Annotated in this window: 20 protein-coding genes and 1 pseudogene; 3 read left to right on the top strand and 18 right to left on the bottom strand. The window is 64.2% G+C overall.

Annotation, left to right across the window (positions count from 1 at the left end):
- A partial coding sequence (locus VF515_02195; GenBank protein ID HEX7406438.1) for a hypothetical protein occupies window positions 1-276 on the bottom strand: 276 nt, incomplete at its 3' end.
- Between the two features lie 95 nt (window positions 277-371).
- Here VF515_02195 and bioB point away from each other — a divergent pair.
- Both bioB and VF515_02185 read left to right on the top strand, forming a co-directional pair.
- Window positions 372-1388, top strand: coding sequence for a biotin synthase BioB (bioB, locus tag VF515_02190; protein ID HEX7406437.1), 1017 nt, complete (start codon window positions 372-374; stop codon window positions 1386-1388).
- A gap of 127 nt (window positions 1389-1515) precedes the next feature.
- Complete coding sequence (locus tag VF515_02185; protein ID HEX7406436.1) at window positions 1516-2676, top strand: DUF362 domain-containing protein; 1161 nt, start codon at window positions 1516-1518, stop codon at window positions 2674-2676.
- A gap of 37 nt (window positions 2677-2713) precedes the next feature.
- Here VF515_02185 and VF515_02180 read toward each other — a convergent pair whose 3' ends face one another.
- The 13 genes from VF515_02180 to VF515_02120 all read right to left on the bottom strand — a co-directional run bounded on the left by VF515_02180 (window position 2714) and on the right by VF515_02120 (window position 15420).
- The gene (locus tag VF515_02180) at window positions 2714-3523 is read right to left on the bottom strand and encodes a 3'(2'),5'-bisphosphate nucleotidase CysQ (GenBank protein HEX7406435.1); all 810 of its coding nucleotides are present in this window, start codon (window positions 3521-3523) and stop codon (window positions 2714-2716) included.
- The gene (gene speY, locus VF515_02175; GenBank protein ID HEX7406434.1) at window positions 3516-4619 is read right to left on the bottom strand and encodes a deoxyhypusine synthase; all 1104 of its coding nucleotides are present in this window, start codon (window positions 4617-4619) and stop codon (window positions 3516-3518) included. Before speY ends, VF515_02180 begins: the two co-directional genes overlap by 8 nt.
- 145 nt (window positions 4620-4764) lie before the next feature.
- Window positions 4765-5301, bottom strand: coding sequence for a hypothetical protein (locus tag VF515_02170; protein ID HEX7406433.1), 537 nt, complete (start codon window positions 5299-5301; stop codon window positions 4765-4767).
- Window positions 5295-6176, bottom strand: coding sequence for a polysaccharide deacetylase family protein (locus VF515_02165; GenBank protein ID HEX7406432.1), 882 nt, complete (start codon window positions 6174-6176; stop codon window positions 5295-5297). The genes VF515_02170 and VF515_02165 overlap by 7 nt, the downstream gene beginning before the upstream one ends.
- Before the next feature lie 308 nt (window positions 6177-6484).
- Window positions 6485-8338, bottom strand: coding sequence for an ATP-binding protein (locus VF515_02160; protein ID HEX7406431.1), 1854 nt, complete (start codon window positions 8336-8338; stop codon window positions 6485-6487).
- A 104-nt stretch (window positions 8339-8442) separates the two neighbouring features.
- Window positions 8443-9204: a response regulator transcription factor gene (locus tag VF515_02155; protein HEX7406430.1), complete on the bottom strand. Its 762-nt coding sequence runs from the start codon at window positions 9202-9204 to the stop codon at window positions 8443-8445.
- Entirely contained in the window at window positions 9201-9890 is a 690-nt protein-coding gene (gene phoU / locus VF515_02150; GenBank protein ID HEX7406429.1) for a phosphate signaling complex protein PhoU, read from the bottom strand. Before phoU ends, VF515_02155 begins: the two co-directional genes overlap by 4 nt.
- A gap of 8 nt (window positions 9891-9898) precedes the next feature.
- Complete coding sequence (gene pstB / locus VF515_02145) at window positions 9899-10660, bottom strand: phosphate ABC transporter ATP-binding protein PstB (GenBank protein ID HEX7406428.1); 762 nt, start codon at window positions 10658-10660, stop codon at window positions 9899-9901.
- 7 nt (window positions 10661-10667) lie between these two features.
- A complete protein-coding gene (pstA, locus tag VF515_02140; GenBank protein HEX7406427.1) occupies window positions 10668-11510 on the bottom strand; it encodes a phosphate ABC transporter permease PstA in 843 nt (280 codons plus the stop codon).
- 2 nt (window positions 11511-11512) lie between these two features.
- The gene (gene pstC / locus VF515_02135; GenBank protein HEX7406426.1) at window positions 11513-12508 is read right to left on the bottom strand and encodes a phosphate ABC transporter permease subunit PstC; all 996 of its coding nucleotides are present in this window, start codon (window positions 12506-12508) and stop codon (window positions 11513-11515) included.
- Window positions 12509-12744: 236 nt separating this feature from the next.
- Complete coding sequence (locus VF515_02130) at window positions 12745-13299, bottom strand: methylated-DNA--[protein]-cysteine S-methyltransferase (protein ID HEX7406425.1); 555 nt, start codon at window positions 13297-13299, stop codon at window positions 12745-12747.
- A 90-nt stretch (window positions 13300-13389) separates the two neighbouring features.
- Window positions 13390-14796, bottom strand: coding sequence for a cytochrome B6 (locus VF515_02125; protein HEX7406424.1), 1407 nt, complete (start codon window positions 14794-14796; stop codon window positions 13390-13392).
- 117 nt (window positions 14797-14913) lie between these two features.
- Window positions 14914-15420, bottom strand: a complete 507-nt coding sequence (locus VF515_02120; GenBank protein HEX7406423.1) for a transcriptional repressor — start codon at window positions 15418-15420, stop codon at window positions 14914-14916.
- Window positions 15421-15586: 166 nt separating this feature from the next.
- Between VF515_02120 and VF515_02115 the strand changes: the two are divergent.
- A pseudogene (locus VF515_02115) lies at window positions 15587-16500 on the top strand (tyrosine-type recombinase/integrase).
- A gap of 168 nt (window positions 16501-16668) precedes the next feature.
- Here VF515_02115 and VF515_02110 read toward each other — a convergent pair.
- The 4 genes from VF515_02110 to VF515_02095 all read right to left on the bottom strand — a co-directional run.
- Window positions 16669-17514, bottom strand: a complete 846-nt coding sequence (locus VF515_02110; protein HEX7406422.1) for an ATP-binding protein — start codon at window positions 17512-17514, stop codon at window positions 16669-16671.
- Window positions 17515-17578: 64 nt separating this feature from the next.
- Window positions 17579-19135 carry an ATPase domain-containing protein gene (locus VF515_02105; protein HEX7406421.1) on the bottom strand — a complete coding sequence of 519 codons (1557 nt, stop codon included), beginning with the start codon at window positions 19133-19135 and terminating at the stop codon, window positions 17579-17581.
- Window positions 19135-19548 carry a hypothetical protein gene (locus VF515_02100; GenBank protein ID HEX7406420.1) on the bottom strand — a complete coding sequence of 138 codons (414 nt, stop codon included), beginning with the start codon at window positions 19546-19548 and terminating at the stop codon, window positions 19135-19137. Before VF515_02100 ends, VF515_02105 begins: the two co-directional genes overlap by 1 nt.
- Before the next feature lie 131 nt (window positions 19549-19679).
- A partial coding sequence (locus VF515_02095) for a transposase (protein ID HEX7406419.1) occupies window positions 19680-20443 on the bottom strand: 764 nt, incomplete at its 5' end.

The following is a 20443-nucleotide window of genomic DNA, read 5'->3' as shown; positions in this document are numbered from 1 at the left end:
TTCGACGCGGACGTACACCTGATGGCTCGGCCCCGTGCCGCGGTTCACCAGCGTGCCAGTAACGGTCACCGACTTGCCGTCAGGACTCCGGATTTCGCTGAGGTCGGTGATGGCGATGCTGGGCCTTACCACCGGCCTGATTTCTTCCTCTGATACCGCCGGTGTGGGCACCATTGGCGGGGGCAGCGGTGGCGCGACCGGTGGCGCGCACGACGCAAGCAACGCCACCGTTGCCGACAGCAGGACCGTCACGGGGTGATCAGCACGAAATCTCATCGTATCGACGCTCATATATTTCAGAATAATAGGCCAGTGCGCGTTGCGCTAGTGGGTCTTGCGAGCCGCAGTGCATGCTGGTAGCTGCTCGGATCATGCGATCAGCTGTTTCCACGGTGTGTCAAGCGACGCCACTGAACCCGCTAGCCGACGCCGTCCTCGCCGGCACCGAGATCGACCGCGAGCAAGCGTTCGCCATTCTCAACGCGCCGGATGAGGATTTACCAGAAGTGCTGCATGCCGCGTTCCGCGTTCGGGAGCGCTACTGGGGGCGGCGGGTGAAGATCTGCCTGCTGCGAAACGCCCGCAGCGGTTTGTGTCCGGAGGATTGTCACTACTGTTCGCAATCCGCCATTTCCGAGGCTGCCATTCCGCGCTACCGCCTCGATTCGGTTGCGGAGCTCTTGACCGGCGCGCGCCGAGCCGTAGCGACCGGCGCCCGCCGCTACTGCATGGCGGCGAGCGGCCGCGGTCCCAGCCAGACGGATGTCGCCCGCTTCACGGCAGCGGCACACGCGATCAAGGCCGAGTTTCCGCATCTCGAACTGTGCGTCTCCCTCGGCTTGATGGGGGAAGAAACCGCCCGCACACTCAAAGCCGCGGGCGTAGGCTGGGTGAATCATAATTTGAACACCAGCCGCCGATTTTATCCGGAGATCTGCTCTACCCACTCGTATGAGGACCGCATCGAAACCATGCGGGCTGTGCGCCGTGCCGGCCTCGCCACCTGCTGCGGCGGCATCATCGGCATGGGGGAGACGGAAGAAGACGTGATCGATCTCGCCTTTGCCCTGCGGGATCTGCAGGTCGACTCGCTGCCGGTCAACTTCTTGCACCCGATCGACGGCACGCCGATGGCAAAACGTCGCGAGCTGACGCCTGGGTACTGCTTGCGTGCGCTCTGTCTGTTCCGCTTCACCAATCCCGCCAGCGAGATCCGCGTCGCGGGTGGACGCGAATTCAACCTCGGTTGGTTTCAAGCACTGGCTCTTTACCCCGCCAACTCGATTTTCGTCGAAGGGTATCTCACCACCCCCGGACAGGCGGCGGAAGCGGCGCGTCGCATGATCATAGAAACAGGCTTTGAAGTCGAAAGCGTAACGGAGCACTAACGAGGCTTCGCTTCAGCACGGATGAGAAAGAGCGACTATGGCCCAGAGCAGCGATGCACACGGCCCTGCCCAAATATGTCTGCCGCCGGGTTGTAGCCGGCGCCAGTTCTTGCGTGTGGGGGCCGCCGTGGCCGCCAGCACGGTGGCCGGGCCACTGTCGGCTGTCAGTGCGGCGGCAACGGTCGAGGCGCTCCCGCCGCTGCCGGTCCGCCCTGCCACACGCGTGGCCCTAGTCGGTGTCCCGCGGCAAGCCGCTTCCGGTGCCCTGGAGGGCGCCATTCGTGAGGCGGCGCACACCGCAACCGACTTTTCCTGGCTGAAACCGGGCGACCGGGTGCTCCTCAAGCCGGTGTCCAACTCGCCGAACCCGTATCCGGCAACCACACACCCGGCGGCGGTGACCGTCATGGCAAGTCTGCTGCGCGAACGCGGTGCCACGGTGTATGTCGGCGAACAGTCCGGCGTGCAGTTCGTCCACCACACGCCACAAAGTCAGCGCGGCTCCACCCGTGTCTGCTTGCGCAATAACGGACTGGAGCAAGCGGGCCTCGCGGGAAATGCTCAGGTGGTATGCTTCGAAGAAGCCGGGTACCAAGGTTACTTCGTTGCCGGACCGCCGGCAGGAAGTCACTTCAAGAACGATATCTTTCTTCCCAAACTGGTGACCGAGGTCGACCACATCATCTACCTGCCACGCGTCAGCAAGCATATCATGGCGGGATCCACACTCGGTCTGAAGGTCGCGGTCGGCTGGCTGCGCGAGGACAGCCGGCACGAACTGCACCGCGACGGCGCAACTTTCGCGGAGAAGGTTGCCGATATCAACGGTTGCCGTGAAATCCGCGAGCGGTTGCGCCTCGTGCTCTCCGTCGGCACGCAGGTGCAGACGTCGTTCGGTCCGGACAGCGGGCATGTCGCCACGCCTGAAGTGGGGCTGGTGATCGCCTCGGAAAGTGTGATCGATCACGACCTCGCGAGCTTCGCCTACCTGTTGGAAGTGAGCGCACAGGCCACGCCGTGGAGCGCGCGGGCGTTCGATCCCTACCCCGGCCTGTCCAGCTTCATCAATCGCAGCTTCGTCTCGTACATTTGGGGTGCGGGGAACTTCATGGAAGTGGAATCCGTCAACGGACCCCGACTCGACTCGCCGTGGGCATGTCGGGTGTTACGCCGCGGCTGCGAGATCTTCGGCGGCCGGCCTGAACGCCTAGCGATCGAGAACGTCAGCCAGTCGGTCCCGGGCCCGCTGCTGGATGCCATCATCAGGCGGGCCGCTTACCCGGCGTAGCTGTCGCACCACAAAGTTCCTCCTCAGGACTCGGCACTCAGGACTGCATGTGGCCGCGTTGGCGCAGCAGCTCCACGATGGGCGCGTACAGCGTCGCATTGCTGGCGATCAGGCCTGGCAGCAGCGTCTCGCGCCGCTGGTTGAAGCGCAGGGGCTTTCCGTAGCGGTCCGTAATGCGGCCACCCGCTTCCGTGATCAGCGCCGTGCCGGCGCAGATGTCCCATTCGTTCTTGGGCGTCAAGCTGAAGGTTGCATCGGCCTGCCCCGCGGCGATCAGCGCCAGCTTGTACGCGACGCTGCCGGTCAGCTCCACGCGCAAGCTCGACTGAAACTCGTCCCATTCGCCGCGCGCCGATTCTGAACGGCTAGCGAGGAACCGAGCGGCCATGATGTCACCCACCGGACTCACACGCACGGGGGCATCATTTAGCGTGGCACCGCGAGCAAGCGCGGCGGCAAACATCTCCTCGCGCGCCGAATTGTAGCTCACACCCACCACCGGCACTCCGTCGTCGACCAGCGCGATGCAGACGCAGAACTCGGGGATGTGGTTGATGAACTCTTTGGTGCCGTCGAGTGGATCGACGACCCACACGCGCCTCTGGCCCAGGCGCTCGGCGGAGTCGCGCGTTTCCTCGGACAGCCAGCCATCTTCCGGAAAGTTCTCGCTGATGATCGCCTGGATGCAGTGGTTCGCTTCCGTGTCCGCTTCGGTAACGGGGCTGTCGTGCGCCTTCTGGCGCACCGTGTAATCGCCCTCGTACCAAGCCTGCACGATCTTTCCCGCAGCGCGAGCCGCGTCCACCGCCACCGCCAACTCCCGTCCGTACATCAGTGGGTCACTCATCGCGTGAGACTTCCTGGTATCGGCACACCAGCGCCGCCATCATTTCATCCAACCGGTCGTACAACCGCTTGGGCTTGCGGACCGGATGATTGGCCATGGCATAGGCCGTCAATATGGGGAGGCCAACGGTGCCGTCAAGGTAACACACCACGGTATCCGGTAGGCCAGCCGGATCGACCTTTCCCCAGCTCACTGCCTCTCCGGGCGTGGCACCAGAGAGGCCGCCGGTATCGGCGCGGGCGTCGGTGATCTGCAGGTAATAATCGTGCCCCTTCTCCGCGATGCCCAAGACCTCTTGGATCTGCGGCTCGGTTTGCAACACGAAGTTCTTTGGAGAGCCGCCGCCGATCATCAAAAGCCCACTCTTCCCACCCGCCGCTTTCGCCGCCAGCACGATGGCTGCGGTCTCATTCACATCGCGGGAGACATCGAACGTGAGCTTGTTGTCCTGCAGCGCCATGGCGGCCACGTTCATGCCGATCGAGCTGTCACCTGGAGAGGAGGTGTAAATCGGCACGCCGTAGTCGTGCGCTGCCGCCAGGACCGAGCGGCGCGGCAAGCCGAGCACCCGCTCGCGTTCGCGCACGTACGCGCCGACGCGGTAGTGGAACTCGGCGGTGCTCATCGGTTTCTGGAATTCCGGTGCGGCGATCACCTGGCGAAAGAAGGAGTCGGTTTCGAGCAAGACCTTATAATCAAAGAAGATGTCATAGATGCGCACGATGCCCTGTTGGCGCAGCTCGACGTCGTTGGCAAAGGGCGTACCCATGTGCATCTCCAGACCGATGCCGAAATGGGTGTCGTGGTACAGATTCGCGCCGGTGCTGACCATCCAATCGATGAAGCCGGACTCGATGAGTGGGATGATGACCGCCATGCCCAGGCCGGCTGGGGTCATGGCACCGGTCAAGCTGACGCCGACGGTGACGTCGTCGGCCAGCATGCGGCGGGCAAACAGGTGGCAGGCTTCCCGCAAGCGGCCGGCGTTGTAAGCCAAAAAGGTCCCATCCACCAGCTCGGTCAGCGTAATGTGCTGGTCGATCGGACGCGGCTCAATACGTGGGTGTTTGTGAAGCCGATGTGGGGATCCCGCCACAAAACATCTCCTTCCGCCAATTCACGTCCTCGCCGCCCATCCCTACCTGTCGCACACCAAGGAATCAATTGGACAGCGGGGACTGGGGCGTGGGGGCTTGAGGGCCGGCGGCCCTGTACCCCAACATCCGGCTCAGACATTCCCTTCAGTGATACTGCGCCGGCTTGCGTACAGCGCGGGCTTCCGTGAGCAGCTGTTCCAACGCCGCTTCCAGATCCCGGCTGTTGGCACTCAGCTGCGTCTGGATCTCTCGTAGCCTGTCCTTACGCGCGCCTTGCCGGACCGCAAAGTAGCGGCGCTGCAGCTCGCTCCGCTCGGTGAGCAGTCTGTCCGTCTTCGCCAGGGACAGCAGGCGCACCGTACCGTCATGGAGATCGGAGGTCATGGAAATGAGCCGGCTCAGCAAGCCCGTATGGTGATTCGCGACAGACATGGACACGGACCGGCTGCTCACCGCGTACAGATAAAACGCCGCGCGCAGTTGCCGCAGTGCGAGATCGGTACGCCCCTGTTGTATGAGCACATCGCAGCGGCGGGCGCGCGCCACGTAGCGGGCAAACCGGCGCCGCTCCAGCCATCCACCCAGCGGCAGGCTCGCCGCATTGAAGAGCAAGCCGACGAGATAGAGCAGCAGCCCAAGGGAAGCGAGAACGACCAGGGTCGCTAGGAGCGCGCTCAGCATGTTTCCAGGCGGCGTTGCAGATCACGCAAGGCGCGGTAACCGATAAGGGTGATGCCGAGGTCGCGAATCAGCGCGCGCGTCGGTGGCGCGGTGAAGAACTCGTAATCGGCCACGCGCTGCGCGTAGGAGTCGCTGATCGCCCGCATCTCGGGCTCATCGACAGCCGCATGCACATACAGTTCGCTCACCCCGGGCTGAAGGTTACGCAGCACGTTCGTCCAGTACGCGGCGGTACCCTCCGGGCTCTGCGGTCCGCCGTACCAGAAATGGTCAGGCGAGAGCACGCCGAGGCGATCGGCCTGATCGATGATCCGTCCCATCCCCATATCGCGCATCCACAGGCGCCCCGCGATGCGAATCGGCAGGCGAAACTCTGCCGCCAGCCGCAGGTACAAGTCGTGATAGTTGACGTCAAGCTGCACGGTGCCCATGTGCGAATCGAGATGCGTCACGTCGATGCCAGCGGCCAGGGCCTTCTGGATCTGCGCGCGGGTTTCGCGCTCGACCTGATCGAGCCGGGCGTGGGCATACAGCGACCGGACCTCAGGGTAGAAATTGCCGCCGCCATCCACCAGGCTCGGTACGGCGCTGGCACCAATGACGGGGCCCCATTTGTACGTCTCCCATTCGCTGGTGTGGGTGATGTGCACGCCGAGGTCCGCGGTCGGCATGCGACGAGCGAAGGCCGCGGCTTCTTCAAACCACGGACACGGGACCATGATCGTCGACGAGCAGAAGGCGCCCTGCTCCAAACCGGCAATCGTCGCCACGTTTTCCGCGTGACACATGCCGAAATCGTCGGCGTTGATGATCAACAGGCGGGCATCGTCCGCATACCCAAGCAACTGCGCCGTACTCCGGGAGCGTTCTGGCATCTCTACTCGTTCTCCTCCATCGGCCGCGACCGCGCCCCACGTCTCATGCGAAACAGAGGCTGCACCGCGGGCGCCTGGTCGCTTTCACTCCGCAACGTTAGCCTGTAGCCGCGATGGCGATCAAGGGCAGCAAAAACCCTAGGTTGCCACATTTCATCTTTCAGCTCCGGTCCCCACACGGCTCCTGCCAAGCCACTCGGAGACCGTCAATCGTTCCTTCTCGCCTCCAACCCCAGCCGTCAGAAGGTGTACTCCACCTGGCCGGATCAGGGATGTGCATCATCGCCAGCGCGATGTTTTGAGCGATATCACCGATCCGAGTTGGCCTCCGCCGCCGGCAAGTACACGTAGACCTGCGTACCGCGGCCGACTTCGCTCTCGATGCGCAGGCTACCGCCGTGGGCCTGGACGATATGCTTGACGATGGCCAGTCCCAAGCCCGTACCGCCGAGTTCGCGGGAGCGCGCCTGGTCGACGCGGTAGAAGCGTTCGGTCAAACGGTGGAGATGATGCCTCGGCACGCCGACGCCGGTGTCGGCGACACAGATGGCGATCCATCGGCCTTGCGTGTCGCCGCTCGCCCGCTCGGCGCCACCTGTCTGGGACACCTCAGCAACGTGCGCCCTGATCGTCACCTGGCCACCGGCGGGCGTGAACTTCACGGCGTTGTCGATGAGATTCACCAGCACCTGCTCGATCCGGTCGGGGTCGCCGCAGATCGGAGGAAGATCCGGTGCCAGGTCGGAACGGATCTCGACGCGCCCTTGCTCTCCCTTTTCCCGAACCACATCGACCGCGGCATCAACCGCCTGTGCCAGCACCGTCGGCACACTCCGTAGTGCCGCGCGCCCCAGTTCAAGATCGGACAACGTCAGCAAGTCTTCGGTCAAGCGCGTCAAGCGCTCGGCGTGCCGCTCGATGATACTGAGGAACTTGCGTCCCTGCTCCGGATCGTCCAACGCCCCTTCCCGCAGTGTCTCCGCGTATCCGCGGATAGCGGTCAACGGCGTGCGCAACTCGTGCGAGACATTGGCCACGAAATCGCGCCGCGCCGATTCCAGCTTTTTCAGTTCGGTGACGTCGTGAAAGACCAAGATGAAGAGCCGCGGCTCGCCCTCTAATTCAGCCATCGGGGTTGCCGTTGCCTGCAAGCTTTCACCTCGGCCACCGATCTCCCGCACCAGGCGGCGCCCGCGTTCGCCGCGTGTCACCTCGCGCACCAGCTCCTGCAGATCAGGATCGCGCGATACATTGATCAGCGGGTGGCCGACCAAGCCTCCCGTCGGCCACCCCCCGAACAGCCGTTCAGCACGCTGATTGGCGAGCCGAATGGTTCCGGCGCGGTCGATCACGAGCACGCCTTCGACCATGCCGCTGAGGACGGCTTCGAGCTTACCCTGCTCTTCGCGCGCGGTGTAAAGCCGGGCACTGAGGCCGTCGGCCATGGCGACCAGATTCGTCTCCAGCCGACCGACGATGTCCTCGCCTTCGGGGAGCAGCGGCGGCGGGGGCGCCCCGGCCGCAACCGCGTTGGAGAATTCCGTCAGACGGGACACACGGCGCGACAGGCGGCGGGAAAGCACCAGCGCCGGCCACAGGGCCGCCAGCGCCGCCACACCGAGTCCGCCCCAAATGGCCGCGCGAATTCGAGCCCGAACCTCCTCGATGGTACTCATCGACACGGACAGGCGAACGACCCGCTGCCGGCTCTGACCTTCGTCACGGCGTGTCTGCCGCCAGGCACGATAGAAGAGGCGGCGGTTCACACTGGCACTGACGCGCACGCTGCGCCCTTCACCCAGGCTGAGTGCGGCCTGAACCTCAGGGCGGTCCAGATGGTTTTCGAGTGTTGCCGATGCGGCTTCCGAGTCGCCGAGCACGGTGCCGTCGGACGCAATCACCGTCACCCGCGCACCGACCGTCGCAGCCACGGCCGCACAGCGCCGGTCCATTGCCTCGCCCTGCAGGTCCCACGGGAGCAGCTCCCCGACGAGCCGGGCTTGGCGCAGCACCGTATCCGCTAGCGTGTTGACATACAGGTGTTCGACAACGCGATCGCTGTAGGCGTACAAGCTGATCGCAACCGCCAGCAGCGTGAACAGATACGGCGCGAGCAGGCGCGTCAGAAGGCCAGCGGGCTTGGGGTACGGAAGTCGACGCATCTGAGTCCAGTTTCGTTCCTCGCCGCCCCAAGCCTGTCCCGAGTATCGTCGAGGGGCAACCCAACCGGGAGCGGCCCCGCCGAAGGGACGCTGGGCACAGCCCGCTAGGGTTCCAGCGCGCGTTCGTTGAACTTGTACCCTACCCCTCGCACGGTCACAATCAGTTCGGGGTGGGCGTCATCCCGCTCGATACGCGCCCGCAAGCGGCGCACGTGCACGTCCACCGTGCGTGGCTCGACATACGTGTCCTGTCCCCACACCAGATCAAGGATTTGCAGGCGATCGAAGACACGGTTGGGCGAGCGAACGAAGAAGCGCAGCAGCTCGAACTCACGCAGGGATAGATCGAGCGGCTTACCGTCGAGCGCGACTTCGTAGGTGTCGAAGTCCATCCGCAAACGTCCCTTTTCGTACACATCCTGCGGCCGTTCGATCTCCTCGCCATACGCCCGTCGCAAAACAGCGCGCACTCGGGCCACCAGCTCCCGCGGACTGAACGGTTTGGTCACGTAATCGTCCGCACCCATCTCGAAACCGAGAATGCGATCCACCTCCGCGGCTTTGGCGGTCAGCATCACTATCGGCAATCGCGCGCTGGCCGCATCGCCACGCAACCGGCGACAGACTTCGAGCCCCGACATCAAAGGCAGCATCAGATCGAGGATCACCAATGCCGGCCGCCGCTGACGCACTGCATCGAGTCCTTGTTCGCCGTCGGCGGCGGTGGCCACCGCAAAGCCTTCCTGCTCCAGATTGAAGCGCACCAGCTCAGCGATATCCTTTTCGTCTTCGACAACGAGGATCAACGGCTTCTCGCCGGCGCCAGGCCGAGCCGCGGTCATCGCCTGCGGGATCGGAGGTGTCATACGGACGGCGGAACCTGGTCCATGTGTCGGATGCTCTTCCCCTTCACCATGAAGACGACCATCTCGGCGATGTTGGTGGCATGGTCGCCGATGCGTTCCAGGTACTTGGCAACGAACAGCAGCGGAATGGCGCGGCTAATCGTGCGCGGGTCCTCGGCCATGTATGCCAGCAGCTCGTGGAACAGCTGCGACGTCAGACCGTCGATGATGTCGTCTTCGCGGCACACGCCCAGCGCCAGTTCGATGTCCTCTCGCACGAAACTGTCGAGGCTCTCTCGCAGCATGCGCTGCGCCACCTCCGCCATGCGTGGGATGTCAATGAAGGGCTTCAGCTGCGGCTCCCGATTCAGCTCCAACACACGCTCGCACAGGTTGACCGCCATGTCGCCAATGCGCTCGAGATCGGTCGTGATTTTCAGGCCGGTGGTGATCAGCCGCAGGTCTCTGGCGGCTGGTTGATGCAAGGCGAGCAGACGCAGGCAGAGTTCGTCGATCTCGACATCCATGCGGTTGACATGATGATCGCCCTCGATGATCCGCCGTGCTTGCCCGTCATCACGGCTGACCAGCGCGGCGACGGCGCCGGCAATCTGCTTCTCGACGCAGCCTCCCATTTCCAGGATCCTGACGTGCAGCTGCTTGAGCTCGGCCTCGTAGTGTCGATCGGTATGCAAACGGGCTTCCACACAACCTCCTAACCGAAGCGGCCAGTTATATAGTCCTCGGTCTCTTTCTTCTCCGGTGCGGTGAAGATCCTGTCGGTCGAACCGAATTCTACAAGGGTCCCGAGATAGAGGAAAGCGGTAGAGTCGGACACCCGCGCCGCCTGCTGCATGTTGTGGGTCACGATCACGATGGTGTACGTCTCTTTGAGCTCGCGAATCAGCTCCTCGATCTTGGCCGTCGCGATCGGATCGAGTGCCGAGCACGGCTCATCCATGAGGATGATCTCGGGCCGCACCGCCAAGGCGCGGGCGATACACAAGCGTTGCTGCTGCCCGCCGGAGATGCTGACGCCGGAGGCGTGCAGGCAGTCCTTGACCTCCTCCCACAGGGCCGCCTGCCGCAGGCTGCGCTCCACCATCGCCGCCACCTCGCCCCGCGAGCGTCGCCCCCCGTTCAGCCGAAAGCCGGCGGCCACGTTGTCGAAGATCGACATCGTCGGAAACGGATTGGGGCGCTGAAACACCATCCCGACCCGGGCCCGCACCTGCACCGCGTCCACCCCGGGCGCGTAGATATCTTCCCCTTCGAGCAGCACCTGTCCGCTGACCCGCGCCCCCGGCACCACCTCATGCATGCGGTTGAGGCAGCGCACCAGGGTGGATTTGCCACAGCCGGACGGCCCAATGATCGCCGTTACGCCGCCCCCCGATATGGCCAGATCAATGGCCTTGAGAGCCTGGTTGTGACCGAACCAGGCATTCAAGTTGCGCACTTCGAGCTTGTTTGCCATGCGCGTCTCAGAGCGTGGAGCGGAATCCACCACGCGTCAGCAGGCGGACCGACAAGCTCGTCAGAAAGATGAGCCCCATCAACACCAACGCCCCGGCCCACGCCTGCCGATGCCAGTCGTCGAACGGGGAGATGGCATAAGCGTAGAGTTGCACAGGCAGCGACGAGATCGGCCCGCTCAGGCCGTGATGCCAAAACTGGTTGCCGAACGCCGTAAACAGCAGCGGCGCGGTCTCCCCCGCCACGCGCGCCACCGCCAGCATAATGCCCGTGATGATCCCGCCCCGCGCCGTGCGCAGCACCACCCAGATGATGGTGCGCCACGTCGGCACACCGAGGGCCAGCGCCGCCTCGCGCAACGAACCCGGGACCAACCGCAGCATCTCCTCGGTGGTCCGCGTCACGATGGGCAGCATGATGATCCCCAGCGCGCACCCGCCCGCATACGCCGAGAAGCTGTGCAGCGGCAGCACGATCAGCGTGTAGACGTAGATCCCAATGACGATCGACGGCACCCCCATCAACACATCCGCCGCAAAGCGGACGAGCCAGCCCAACCGGCCGTGACCGTATTCCGAGAGATACACCCCGGCCAATACCCCGACGGGCAGCCCCACGGCGCAGGCCAAACCGATCAGCACCAGCGTGCCGACGATTGCGTTCGCCATCCCCCCGCCGACCTCCCCGACCGGCTTCGGGAGCTGCGTAAAGAAGTCCAGGTTGAGCGCCGAGACGCCCTTCGCCAACAGATCGCCGGAGATCAGGACCAAGGGGAGCAACACCGCGACGGCGCACAACGCCGCTCCCACCTGCGCGGCGGCACTCACCACCCGGCGTTGCGTGTAGCCCATGCTCACGCCCCCCGGGCCCCGGCGGCCGGGTTCGCCACGCTCCAGACCAACAGGCGCGCCAGCGCGTTGATGATGACGGTGACGATCAGCAGCACCAGGGCGATTTCCACCAGCGCCTGCACGTAGAGATCGTACGTGGCCTCACTGAACTCATTGGCGATGACGCTGGCCATGGTGTTGGCCGGCGCGAACAGGGACAGGGCAATGTCGCCCCGGTTCCCGATCACCATGGTGACTGCCATCGTCTCCCCGATAGCGCGCCCCAGCCCCAGCATGATGGCGCCGATGATGCCCGTGCGTCCGTAGGGCAGCACGGCCAGTCGGAGCATCTCCCACTTGGTCGCTCCCAATGCCAATGCCGCTTCCCGCTGCGCGTTGGGCACCGCCCGCAGCACCTCGTGCGCCACCGAGGTGATGTACGGCACAATCATGACCGCCAGCACCATGGAGGCCGTCAGCAGCCCGATGCCGTATTTCGGCCCTTGGAAAAATGGGAGGAACCCCAACGTCGACGCCAGCGCCGGCTGGATGTAAGTCCGTTCCCACGGGATCAGCACAAACACGCCCCACAAGCCGTAGATCACGCTCGGAATAGCGGCTAGGAATTCGACCAGAAACGACACCGGCGCCCGCACCCAGCTCGGGGCCAGCTCACTCAAAAATACCGCTGTGCCAATCCCCAGCGGCACGGCTTGCAACAGCGCCAGGAACGCGGACACCACCGTGCCGTAGATGAACGGTAAGGCCCCGAATTGCTTGAACACCGGGTCCCACGTCGACGTCACCAGAAAGCTCCACCCGAAGGTCCGGATCGAATCCGACGATTCGTACCCCAGGACCACAACGATCGACCCCAGCACGCCCAGCAGCGCCAGCGCAAACCCGCCCGTCAGCGCGTGGAACATCCAGTCGCCCAGATTCACATGCCTCGAGATGCGGGGGGCAAGTACGTCGTGAACTGTGTTCGTGAGTCGGGCTCGTTCGCCTACGCTGACCATCGACTGACCGTCCTAAGCGGACGCAGCTTAGCACGGAAATGTTACAGTCGTGTTACAGGATACGGGCTTCTATCGTGACCGATTCGCGGGTGTGTCCGTCACGTTCTGCCGCGCGCGGCGCTGCCTGACGGCATAGCTGAGAGCCAGCGCCAGCCTCGCGCTTCCTGTGAACGAGAAACGTCCCTCCGCCGGCGAGGATGTAGGCCCGACGCTCGCAACCTGCTCGGAAGCGGGGTTCACGCCAACAGCGCACCCTCATGACGCAGCAGCCAGATCTTCATCTGCAAGCCGCCGCGGTAGCCCGTCAGGGAGCCGTCGGCACCGATGACGCGGTGGCAGGGAATGACGATGGGAATGGGGTTGGCACCGACAGCTGCACCCACGGCGCGCGCCAGCTCGGGGCCACCAAGTTCCGCAGCCAGACGGCCATACGAAACGGTTTCCCCATACGGAATATCCGCGACCAATCGCCACACACGCTGCTGGAATTCCGTACCGGCGGGGTCCACCGGCACATCGAAGCGCCGGCGCTTGCCGGCGAAGTATTGGCGGAGTTGGGCAAGGGCAGCCCGCAGTACCGGCGTCTCGCCGCGGCGGAGAAGGCGGCCATGAAGCCAGCGCTCGAAGCGCGGTTCGGAACCGCGACGGCGAGGCAGTTCAATGTACAGGATCGCATCGTCTGACGCAGCGACCTGCAAGACGCCAACCGGCGTCTTCAGAACGCGCTCAGCGATCCTGACGACCTCCGCCTGGCGCGCCCTGCGTGCTGGCTGCTGCGGATCGCCCGGCATAGGTGTTCTTCAACCACACGTACCGGACGATTCCAAGCACTCCCGTGCCAATCGACCGCGCAGCGGTCCACTCGAAGGGGGTGCCTACCTTTAGAGCTGCCGCATGAAGGCCACAAGATCCGTCTTCTCCTGCTCGTTGAGCTTGACGCTGGTCACGAGATTGAAGAACGCGACGGTGTCCTCCAGCGTCAGCAATCGCCCGTCGTGCAGGTACGGCGGGGAATCCTTGATGCCGCGCAGGGGGAAGGTCTTGATAGGCCCATCGGCGCTGGCCATGAGGCCGTTGATCATGCGCGGTTTGTAAAAGCGCTCCACCTGGAGATTGTGCATGGTGTTGTCGGTGTAATAGGGGGCCGGGTGGCAGCTGGCACACTGGGCCTTCCCGAAGAAGAGATCCTGGCCGCGCCTCTCCGACTCGGTGGCTTTCGTGGGCTCCAGCTTGCCGTCGATGCCGAGCTTCGGGGCCGGTGGGAAGTCGAGCAGTTCCTGGAACTCCGCCATGTCGTGGACCTGGCTGGCGCGTTCGAGGATGTTGACGCCCTTCTTGGTGGCGGTCACCGGATCCCCGTCGAAGTAGGCGGCGCGCTGCTCGAACTCGGTGAAGTCTTCAACGCTCTTCAGTGCCCGCTGGGAGCCGAAGAGACGCTGGATGTTCACACCCCGCAGCGACGGGGTCTCGATGCGGTGGCGGAACTCCTGCGGGCGGATGTCGCCGACGAGATGCGTGGAGGCGTTGGTGTGGCCGTTTGCATGGCAGTCGAAGCAGGCAACGCCCCGGCTCGGCCGCTCGGAGCGGCGGTCTTCGGTTTGGTTGAACTGCTGCTGTGGAAAGGGGGTGAGCAGCAGGCGGAGGCCGTCGATCTGCTTCGGGTTCAAGATCCCATTGAACAGCTCGTAGTAATTGTCGACGGTCAGGAGCTTGCCCTTCGATACGTCACCGAGATCGGGGCGTGTCGTCAAGTAGATCGGGGCTGGAAACTCCGGGAGGAAGTGATCAGGCAGGTCGAAGTCCAGGTCGAAACGGGTGAGATCGCGGCCTTCCTGTTTCTTGATCTCGTCGATGTGGAACTTGGGGAAGAGCATACCACCTTCGGGGTGATTTGGATGAGGGAGCGGCAGGAAACCTGCGGGGAAGGTATCCTTGTCCCGGATCTCATCGGGGCTCATCGCGGCGAGCGCCTCCCAGGTCACCCCTTTTGACAGCGTCGCGCGGACCCCTTCCTGGACCGCTTTGCCGCGCGACATGGTGACGCCCTTCGCCGGCCGGTTGCTCAGGTCGTAGCGTTCCTTGAGCAGATCGGCCTGCCGCTTCTCCACCCCGGCTTTGGCCGCCTTCATGCGCGCCATGATCGCGCTGAAGTCCTCGCCGATGGCGACGGGCGCGTAGCTGGAGTTCTTCGCCGGCTCTTCCGCCGCCACCGCGAGTGGAAGGACGAGGGCAGCAGCATACACACCGGTGTATATCGTCCGTCTGACGCTCCATGATGGTCGTTTCATTGCTGGTGCTCCTTTCGTTTTAGAGGTTGGTACAAGCCGAGCGATGTTGTCTGGCTCTGGCGCCTGCGTCACTGCGTGCAGCGTTGCCACGCCTTCGGGGTGTTCCGCTGCTTTTCTTCATCGGGTCTTCCCCTTGATCTTGGCAGGTGGCCGCCGCTGGCGCTTCTGGTTCGGGTCAGCCCGCTGCCCCTTACAGGCCGCGCAGAGGCCACGAAAATGGACCGAGTAGTCGTGGATGTCGAACGCGTGCGCTTTCGCATCGGGAAGGGGCAGGGAGTTGAGCGCGGGCGCCTCGAAGTCTATGACTTTCTCGCACTGCAGGCACACGAGATGATGATGACGGTGAGTCTTGGGATCGAAGCGCGCGCTGGTGCCTGGGCTGCAGATTTTGACGGCGAGCCCAAGGTTCACGAGCGTATCGAGCACCCGATAGACGGTGGTGCGGGAGACCTCCGGGAGGCGCGCGCGCACCTGTTCTAAAATCTGGTCGGGTGTCGGGTGGTCGTCACGGCTGGCAAGGGCTTGCAGAATCACGCGGCGCTGTACCGTGAGCGGCACGCCGTGCCGTCGGCACGCCGCCTCCAGCGCCCTCAGCGTGGTGGTTCCATGGTCCGATCGGTTCATGGACACGCGTGGTACTTAATACCAAACTACAACGCGAGTCAACGTGCCACCCTCAGCGCCGACGTGTGCACGCAAGAACGTCACCCTCCGGTCCCACGGTTGTGATGCGCGCCAGCGCCGCCAGGTGAGTCGCCCTGTCGCCTACGCATGATAACGTCCTTCGCTCATCGCTGGCGCCGGCGATCGCGCCGCGTGGCGCTTCATCGAATTCTTCACCGCCAACATCCGCAACCCGAACACCCGCCGGGCCTACGGCCGCAGCGTCGGTGAGTTCTTTCGGTGGTGCGACGCCCGGCGGATACACCAGCTCGAGCAGATCCACCCGACCATCGTTGCCGCCTATCTCGAACACCGCTTGCAGACGCAATCAAAGCCGACCGTGAAGCAGGAGCTCGCGGCCGTACGCATGCTCTTCGATTGGTTGGTGGTGGGTCAGGTGATGCCGACGAACCCGGCGCACTCGGTGCGCGGGCCGAAGCACGTCATCAAGCGCGGCAAGACGCCAGTGCTCACGCGCGAGGAGACTCGCGAGCTGCTCGATGCGATTGACACGACGTCGCTCGCGGGCCTGCGCGATCGCGCGCTCATCGGAACACTCGTGTACTCATTTGCGCGCATCGGCGCCGCGCTCGCGATGAAGATCGAGGACTACTACCCCGAAGGGAAGCGCTGGAAGCTGCGGCTGCACGAGAAGGGCGGCAAGGAGCACGTCGTGTCCGTGCACCACGCGCTCGAAGAGTACATCGACGCCTACCTCGATGCCGCCGGGATCCGTGACGAGAAGAAGGGGCCGCTGTTTAGAACCTTCGCGGTGGCCGTCGGTCGGCCGCTCTCACTGGCGCACATGGCGCAAGCTGATGCGTGGCGAATGATCCGCCAGCGCGCCAAGGACGCGGGCATCAAGACGAAGCTCGGGTGTCATACGTTCCGTGCCACGGGCATCACAGCTTACTTGGAAAACGGCGGCACCTCGAGCACGCGCAACAGATCGCCGCGCACGAGTCACCGCGCACGACCAAGCTCTACGACAGCACCACCGACCAGATCACGCTCGACGAGATCGAGCGCATTGCGATTTGACCGGCAACGCCCGACGGAGGCGTCCTACTTCACGTCCTACTTCAGTGCCTTCCCAATCACCTGGAACTATGGTTACCCCCGGAGAGAGGCGCCCGTCTTCACTTCGGGGGACCGGCAGCTGGGAGTGGATGTCACAGGAGCATCCGAAAACCGTTGCAGCTCCTTCTGTCACACAGTCCGATCCTTACGTCGTAGTTTCGGTCCTTTCAGCGGTATCGAGAAGCGCACGACGGTTCCCGGTCCGCCATCCGATGGGGCTTCCATCCAGATGCGGCCCCAGTGCGCTTCGAGAATGGAGCGGCTGAGCGCCAAGCCCATCCCGAGTCCCTTTGTCTTGGTCGTGAAGAAAGCTTCGAACATCCGTTCGGCGGTCGGCTCGGAAACGCCGGTGCCGGTGTCCCGGACGCTGACCTCGCCCATTCCGTTGACGGAACGGGCGCTCAGCTCGATCAGGCGCTGGGGGCCGTCGGCTTCCTCGATGCTGTCCATGGCGTTCTGGGTGAGGTTCACGATCACTTGCTCGATCTGAATCTGATCGGCATCGACGCGCAACTGCCGGGCCGGAAGATCGATGCGTAGCGCGATCCGGGCCCGCTCCAGCTCCCGGAGCATCAGGTGGGGGACGTGACCCACGATCTTGCCCAGGTCGACCGGATCGAGCTGCGCTTCGCCCTTGTCGACGAAACTGCGGAGGTGGGCGACGATCCCGGCAGCCCGCATGGATTCGTTGGCGATGTCCGACAAGAGCCCGAGGAGCTTGGCCGTATCGATGGTCCCGGCCCTCACATACTGGCTACAGGCCTCCGCCAAGTTGGAAATCGACGAGAGCGGCTGGTTGAGCTCGTGCGCGAGGCCGGTGGCAAGTTCGCCGACGGTGCTCACCCGCGTGGCATTGGTCAGCTCAAGCTGCCGTTGCCGCACGCGCTCATCTTCATGCAACTTTTGCTCGGCCTGCAGCGCCTGCTCAGCCAACTCCTGCTGGCGGACCAAAGACAACAGGAGCGCCTCGTTCATCTCGCGCAGCTGCTGCTCAAAAGCGCGGTCGGCTTGGGGGGCCGGGGGGCCTGTTGTTGGAGGCCTATCCAGTGGGATCATCTCCTTCAGCCTCGGCGCGCAGTTGCGGAATGTCATCGGAATGGAGCGGCCAGGGACTGGGGATGCCGCTGGTCAGGCCGCGGTAGCCGCGCAACGGCTGGCCGATGACCATCCCCTTGGAGGTGATCTGGTATTCGCACATGTCGATGCTGTGCTCGCTGCGGCGCATCTTCACCACCAGGAGTATCTTGCGGAGTTGGCCCTTGATCGAGACATAGCGCAGGCGCACGATGTCGTCGGCCAGGAACGAAACGGTGAAGTTGCTCAGGTCCATCGAGGTGAAGTTCTCCTCGGTCTCGACGGTGCTGACGATGGTCACGCCCAGGCGGGTGAGGGCCGCGATCATGCGGTACAGCGACTCGCGGAAGTCGGTGCGGAAGCCGGGGGCCAGCGCCATCTCGAAGCCGACCAGCGAGTCGATGACCAGCCGCTTGCAGCCGAGCTTCTTAACGCTGCTGACGATCTCGTGCACCGTCTCATCGACGGAGAGGTCCAGCGGCCGGAGGTAGATGATCTTGAGCGTGCCGTCTTTCTGGGGCGTCTCGAAGTCAAAGCCCAACATGGCGCCCCGCTGCACGTACTCGGCCGGTATCTCCTCGAAGACGGCCACGATCCCCGGCTCGCCTTGGCGCAAACCCTCGGCGATGAACTGCGTGGCGAGTATCGACTTGCCCGCTCCGGAAGGTCCGGCCAGGAGCAGGCTGTCGCCTTCGGGGAGGCCGCCGCCCATCATCGCATCGAGTTCGCTGATCCCGGTGGAAAGACGCCGCCGGCCCTTGATCTGCCCTGCTTCTCCGACGAACCCGAAGGTGCGCGGGAAGGCTTGTAGGCCATCCTCGGTGATGCGGAAAGTGTGCAAGCCGGGCACGGACTCTTGGCCGCGGAGCTTCATAACCTGCAGCTTGCGCACGATCGAGCTGCGCTCGATGCTCTGGTAGAGCCAGAACAGCCCGTCGGCCACGGTGAAGACCGGATTGTCGCGCAGCTCGCCTTCGACGTACTCGCCGATCAGAAACGTGGTGGCCTGCCAACTGGTCAGGTGAAGCGCCAGCCGCTGGACGAAGCCCTGGAGCTCCATTTCGCTCGCGTTGGTCAGCGCCTTGCGCACCACGGTGCGGAACGAGTCCACCACGACGATGCGCGCTTTGGAGGCTTCGACCTCCTTGATGATGGCATCGAGGACCGCTCCGAGGTCATGGCCCAAAACGAGCTGGCTGAGGTTAACGAAGCGGATCCCACCGTCCATCTTGGCATCGTCGAAGAACGTGAACTGCTGCTGGTAGCGCAGCATCTTGATGGACGGCTCGCCCAGCACGGTGAAGTACAGCGCCGGCATCTCTGGGCTGGCGTTAGCGAACATGAATTGATGCGCGAGCGTGGTCTTGCCGGAGCCGGGGGCGCCGGCGATGATGTTGAAGGAGTACTCGGGGAGGCCGCCGCCGAGGATTTGATCAAGGCCCGGCACGCCGACGGGCAGTTGCCGAATGCTCACTCGGTCCTTGCCTTGATTTTTTCCCTGGTCTTTCCCTTGGATGCTCATCAATCCGCCTCGATTCTTGAATTGTACTCGTCCAGAGATGTGTCAGCCCAGGCCTCGCGCGCCAGCCTCAGCGTGAGGGGTTCGCCGATGAAGGTGACCAGCAGCTCGAGCAGATGCGCTGCGACCGCGACCGCCGCCTCACCCCCCGCGCGCGCCGCGCCAGTGCCCGTCTCAGCGGCGAGTTGTTCAATTCCTTCCAAGCGACCGTCCGCACCGACCTTGACGCTTTGCAGGGAAGGCACGTCCGCGCTGGCCAGCATCAACGCTCGCCGCAGGAGCGATGCGAAGCCGTCGGCGCCGGCGAATCTTGTCAGGGAAATCCGCAGCTTCTCAATCACCACCGCCGCTTCATGGACGTGCGGATCGGAGGCGGTCTGGCTGACAGCCCGCAATCGCCGGACCAAGTCGCGCATCGATGGAGACGGCGTATGCATGCAGATTCAGTCTACCTGGATTTTTGTTTGAATAATAGGCAAACCTGGCGCATCGCGTAACCCCTCAGTCTTGGTGGCGCTGACTCGCGGATGTCTGAGCGAGAGCGGGCTCACGGCGGCGAATGGTTGCGGAAGAGCAGCGTGTAGGGATCTGCCGTCGGCTTGCGCGCAAGTTCATCCAGGGCGCGTTTGGAGCGTGCCTCAAAATCCGCAAAGCGTCGACGTAGAGTGGCCAGCACCGTCATGAGCGTCTCCCGCGTGCGGGCACCGGCTTCGGATTGCGAGCCGAAGCTGACCTTAGGCGCGATGACGAGGGGACGCAGCTCGCGCTCGGCGAGATTGTTCTCCGCGGGCACGCGACGGTCGGCGGCCCAGTGGTAGAGCCGCTGGGCGTGGTCGCGGAAGATGGCCTGAATGCGGTGGATGCCGGGGTGTTGGGCCTGCGCGTCAGCGGCGTCGATGATGTGTTGCTTGAGGGCGCCGGCTTGCGCGTCATACTGGGCAGCGGGGATTGGCAGCCGGCGCAGGCTCATCGCCTGAGCCAGCAATGGCGCGAAGGTGGTGGTGAAGGCCTGGACCTCGGGGTTCTCCTCGAACTCGCGCCCCAGATCCTTCACCTCGCGCAGCAGGTGCGCGTAGCAATACTGGAGGCGGCAGGGGAGCTTGTTGTAGGCGTTGTACCGATCGACCACGAGCACGCCGGGCAGACGCCGGGAGCCGAAGACTTCGCGCGGCACTGCGGCCGAGCGGGTCGAGCGGAAGCGAAAGAGCGAGAGATCGGTGGTGGCGAACAGCCACGCATAGCCGTTGTGCCCATCGGTCCTCCAGCCGGTCTCGTCGGCGTGCTTGGCGGGGGCGCGCCGATACTGCCGCA

The sequence above is a fragment of the Candidatus Binatia bacterium genome, assembly GCA_036382395.1.
Taxonomy (GTDB): Bacteria; Desulfobacterota; Binatia; order HRBIN30; family HRBIN30; genus JAGDMS01.
The sequence above is the reverse complement of the archived record's forward strand: the minus strand, read 5'-3'. Positions and strand labels throughout refer to the sequence as shown.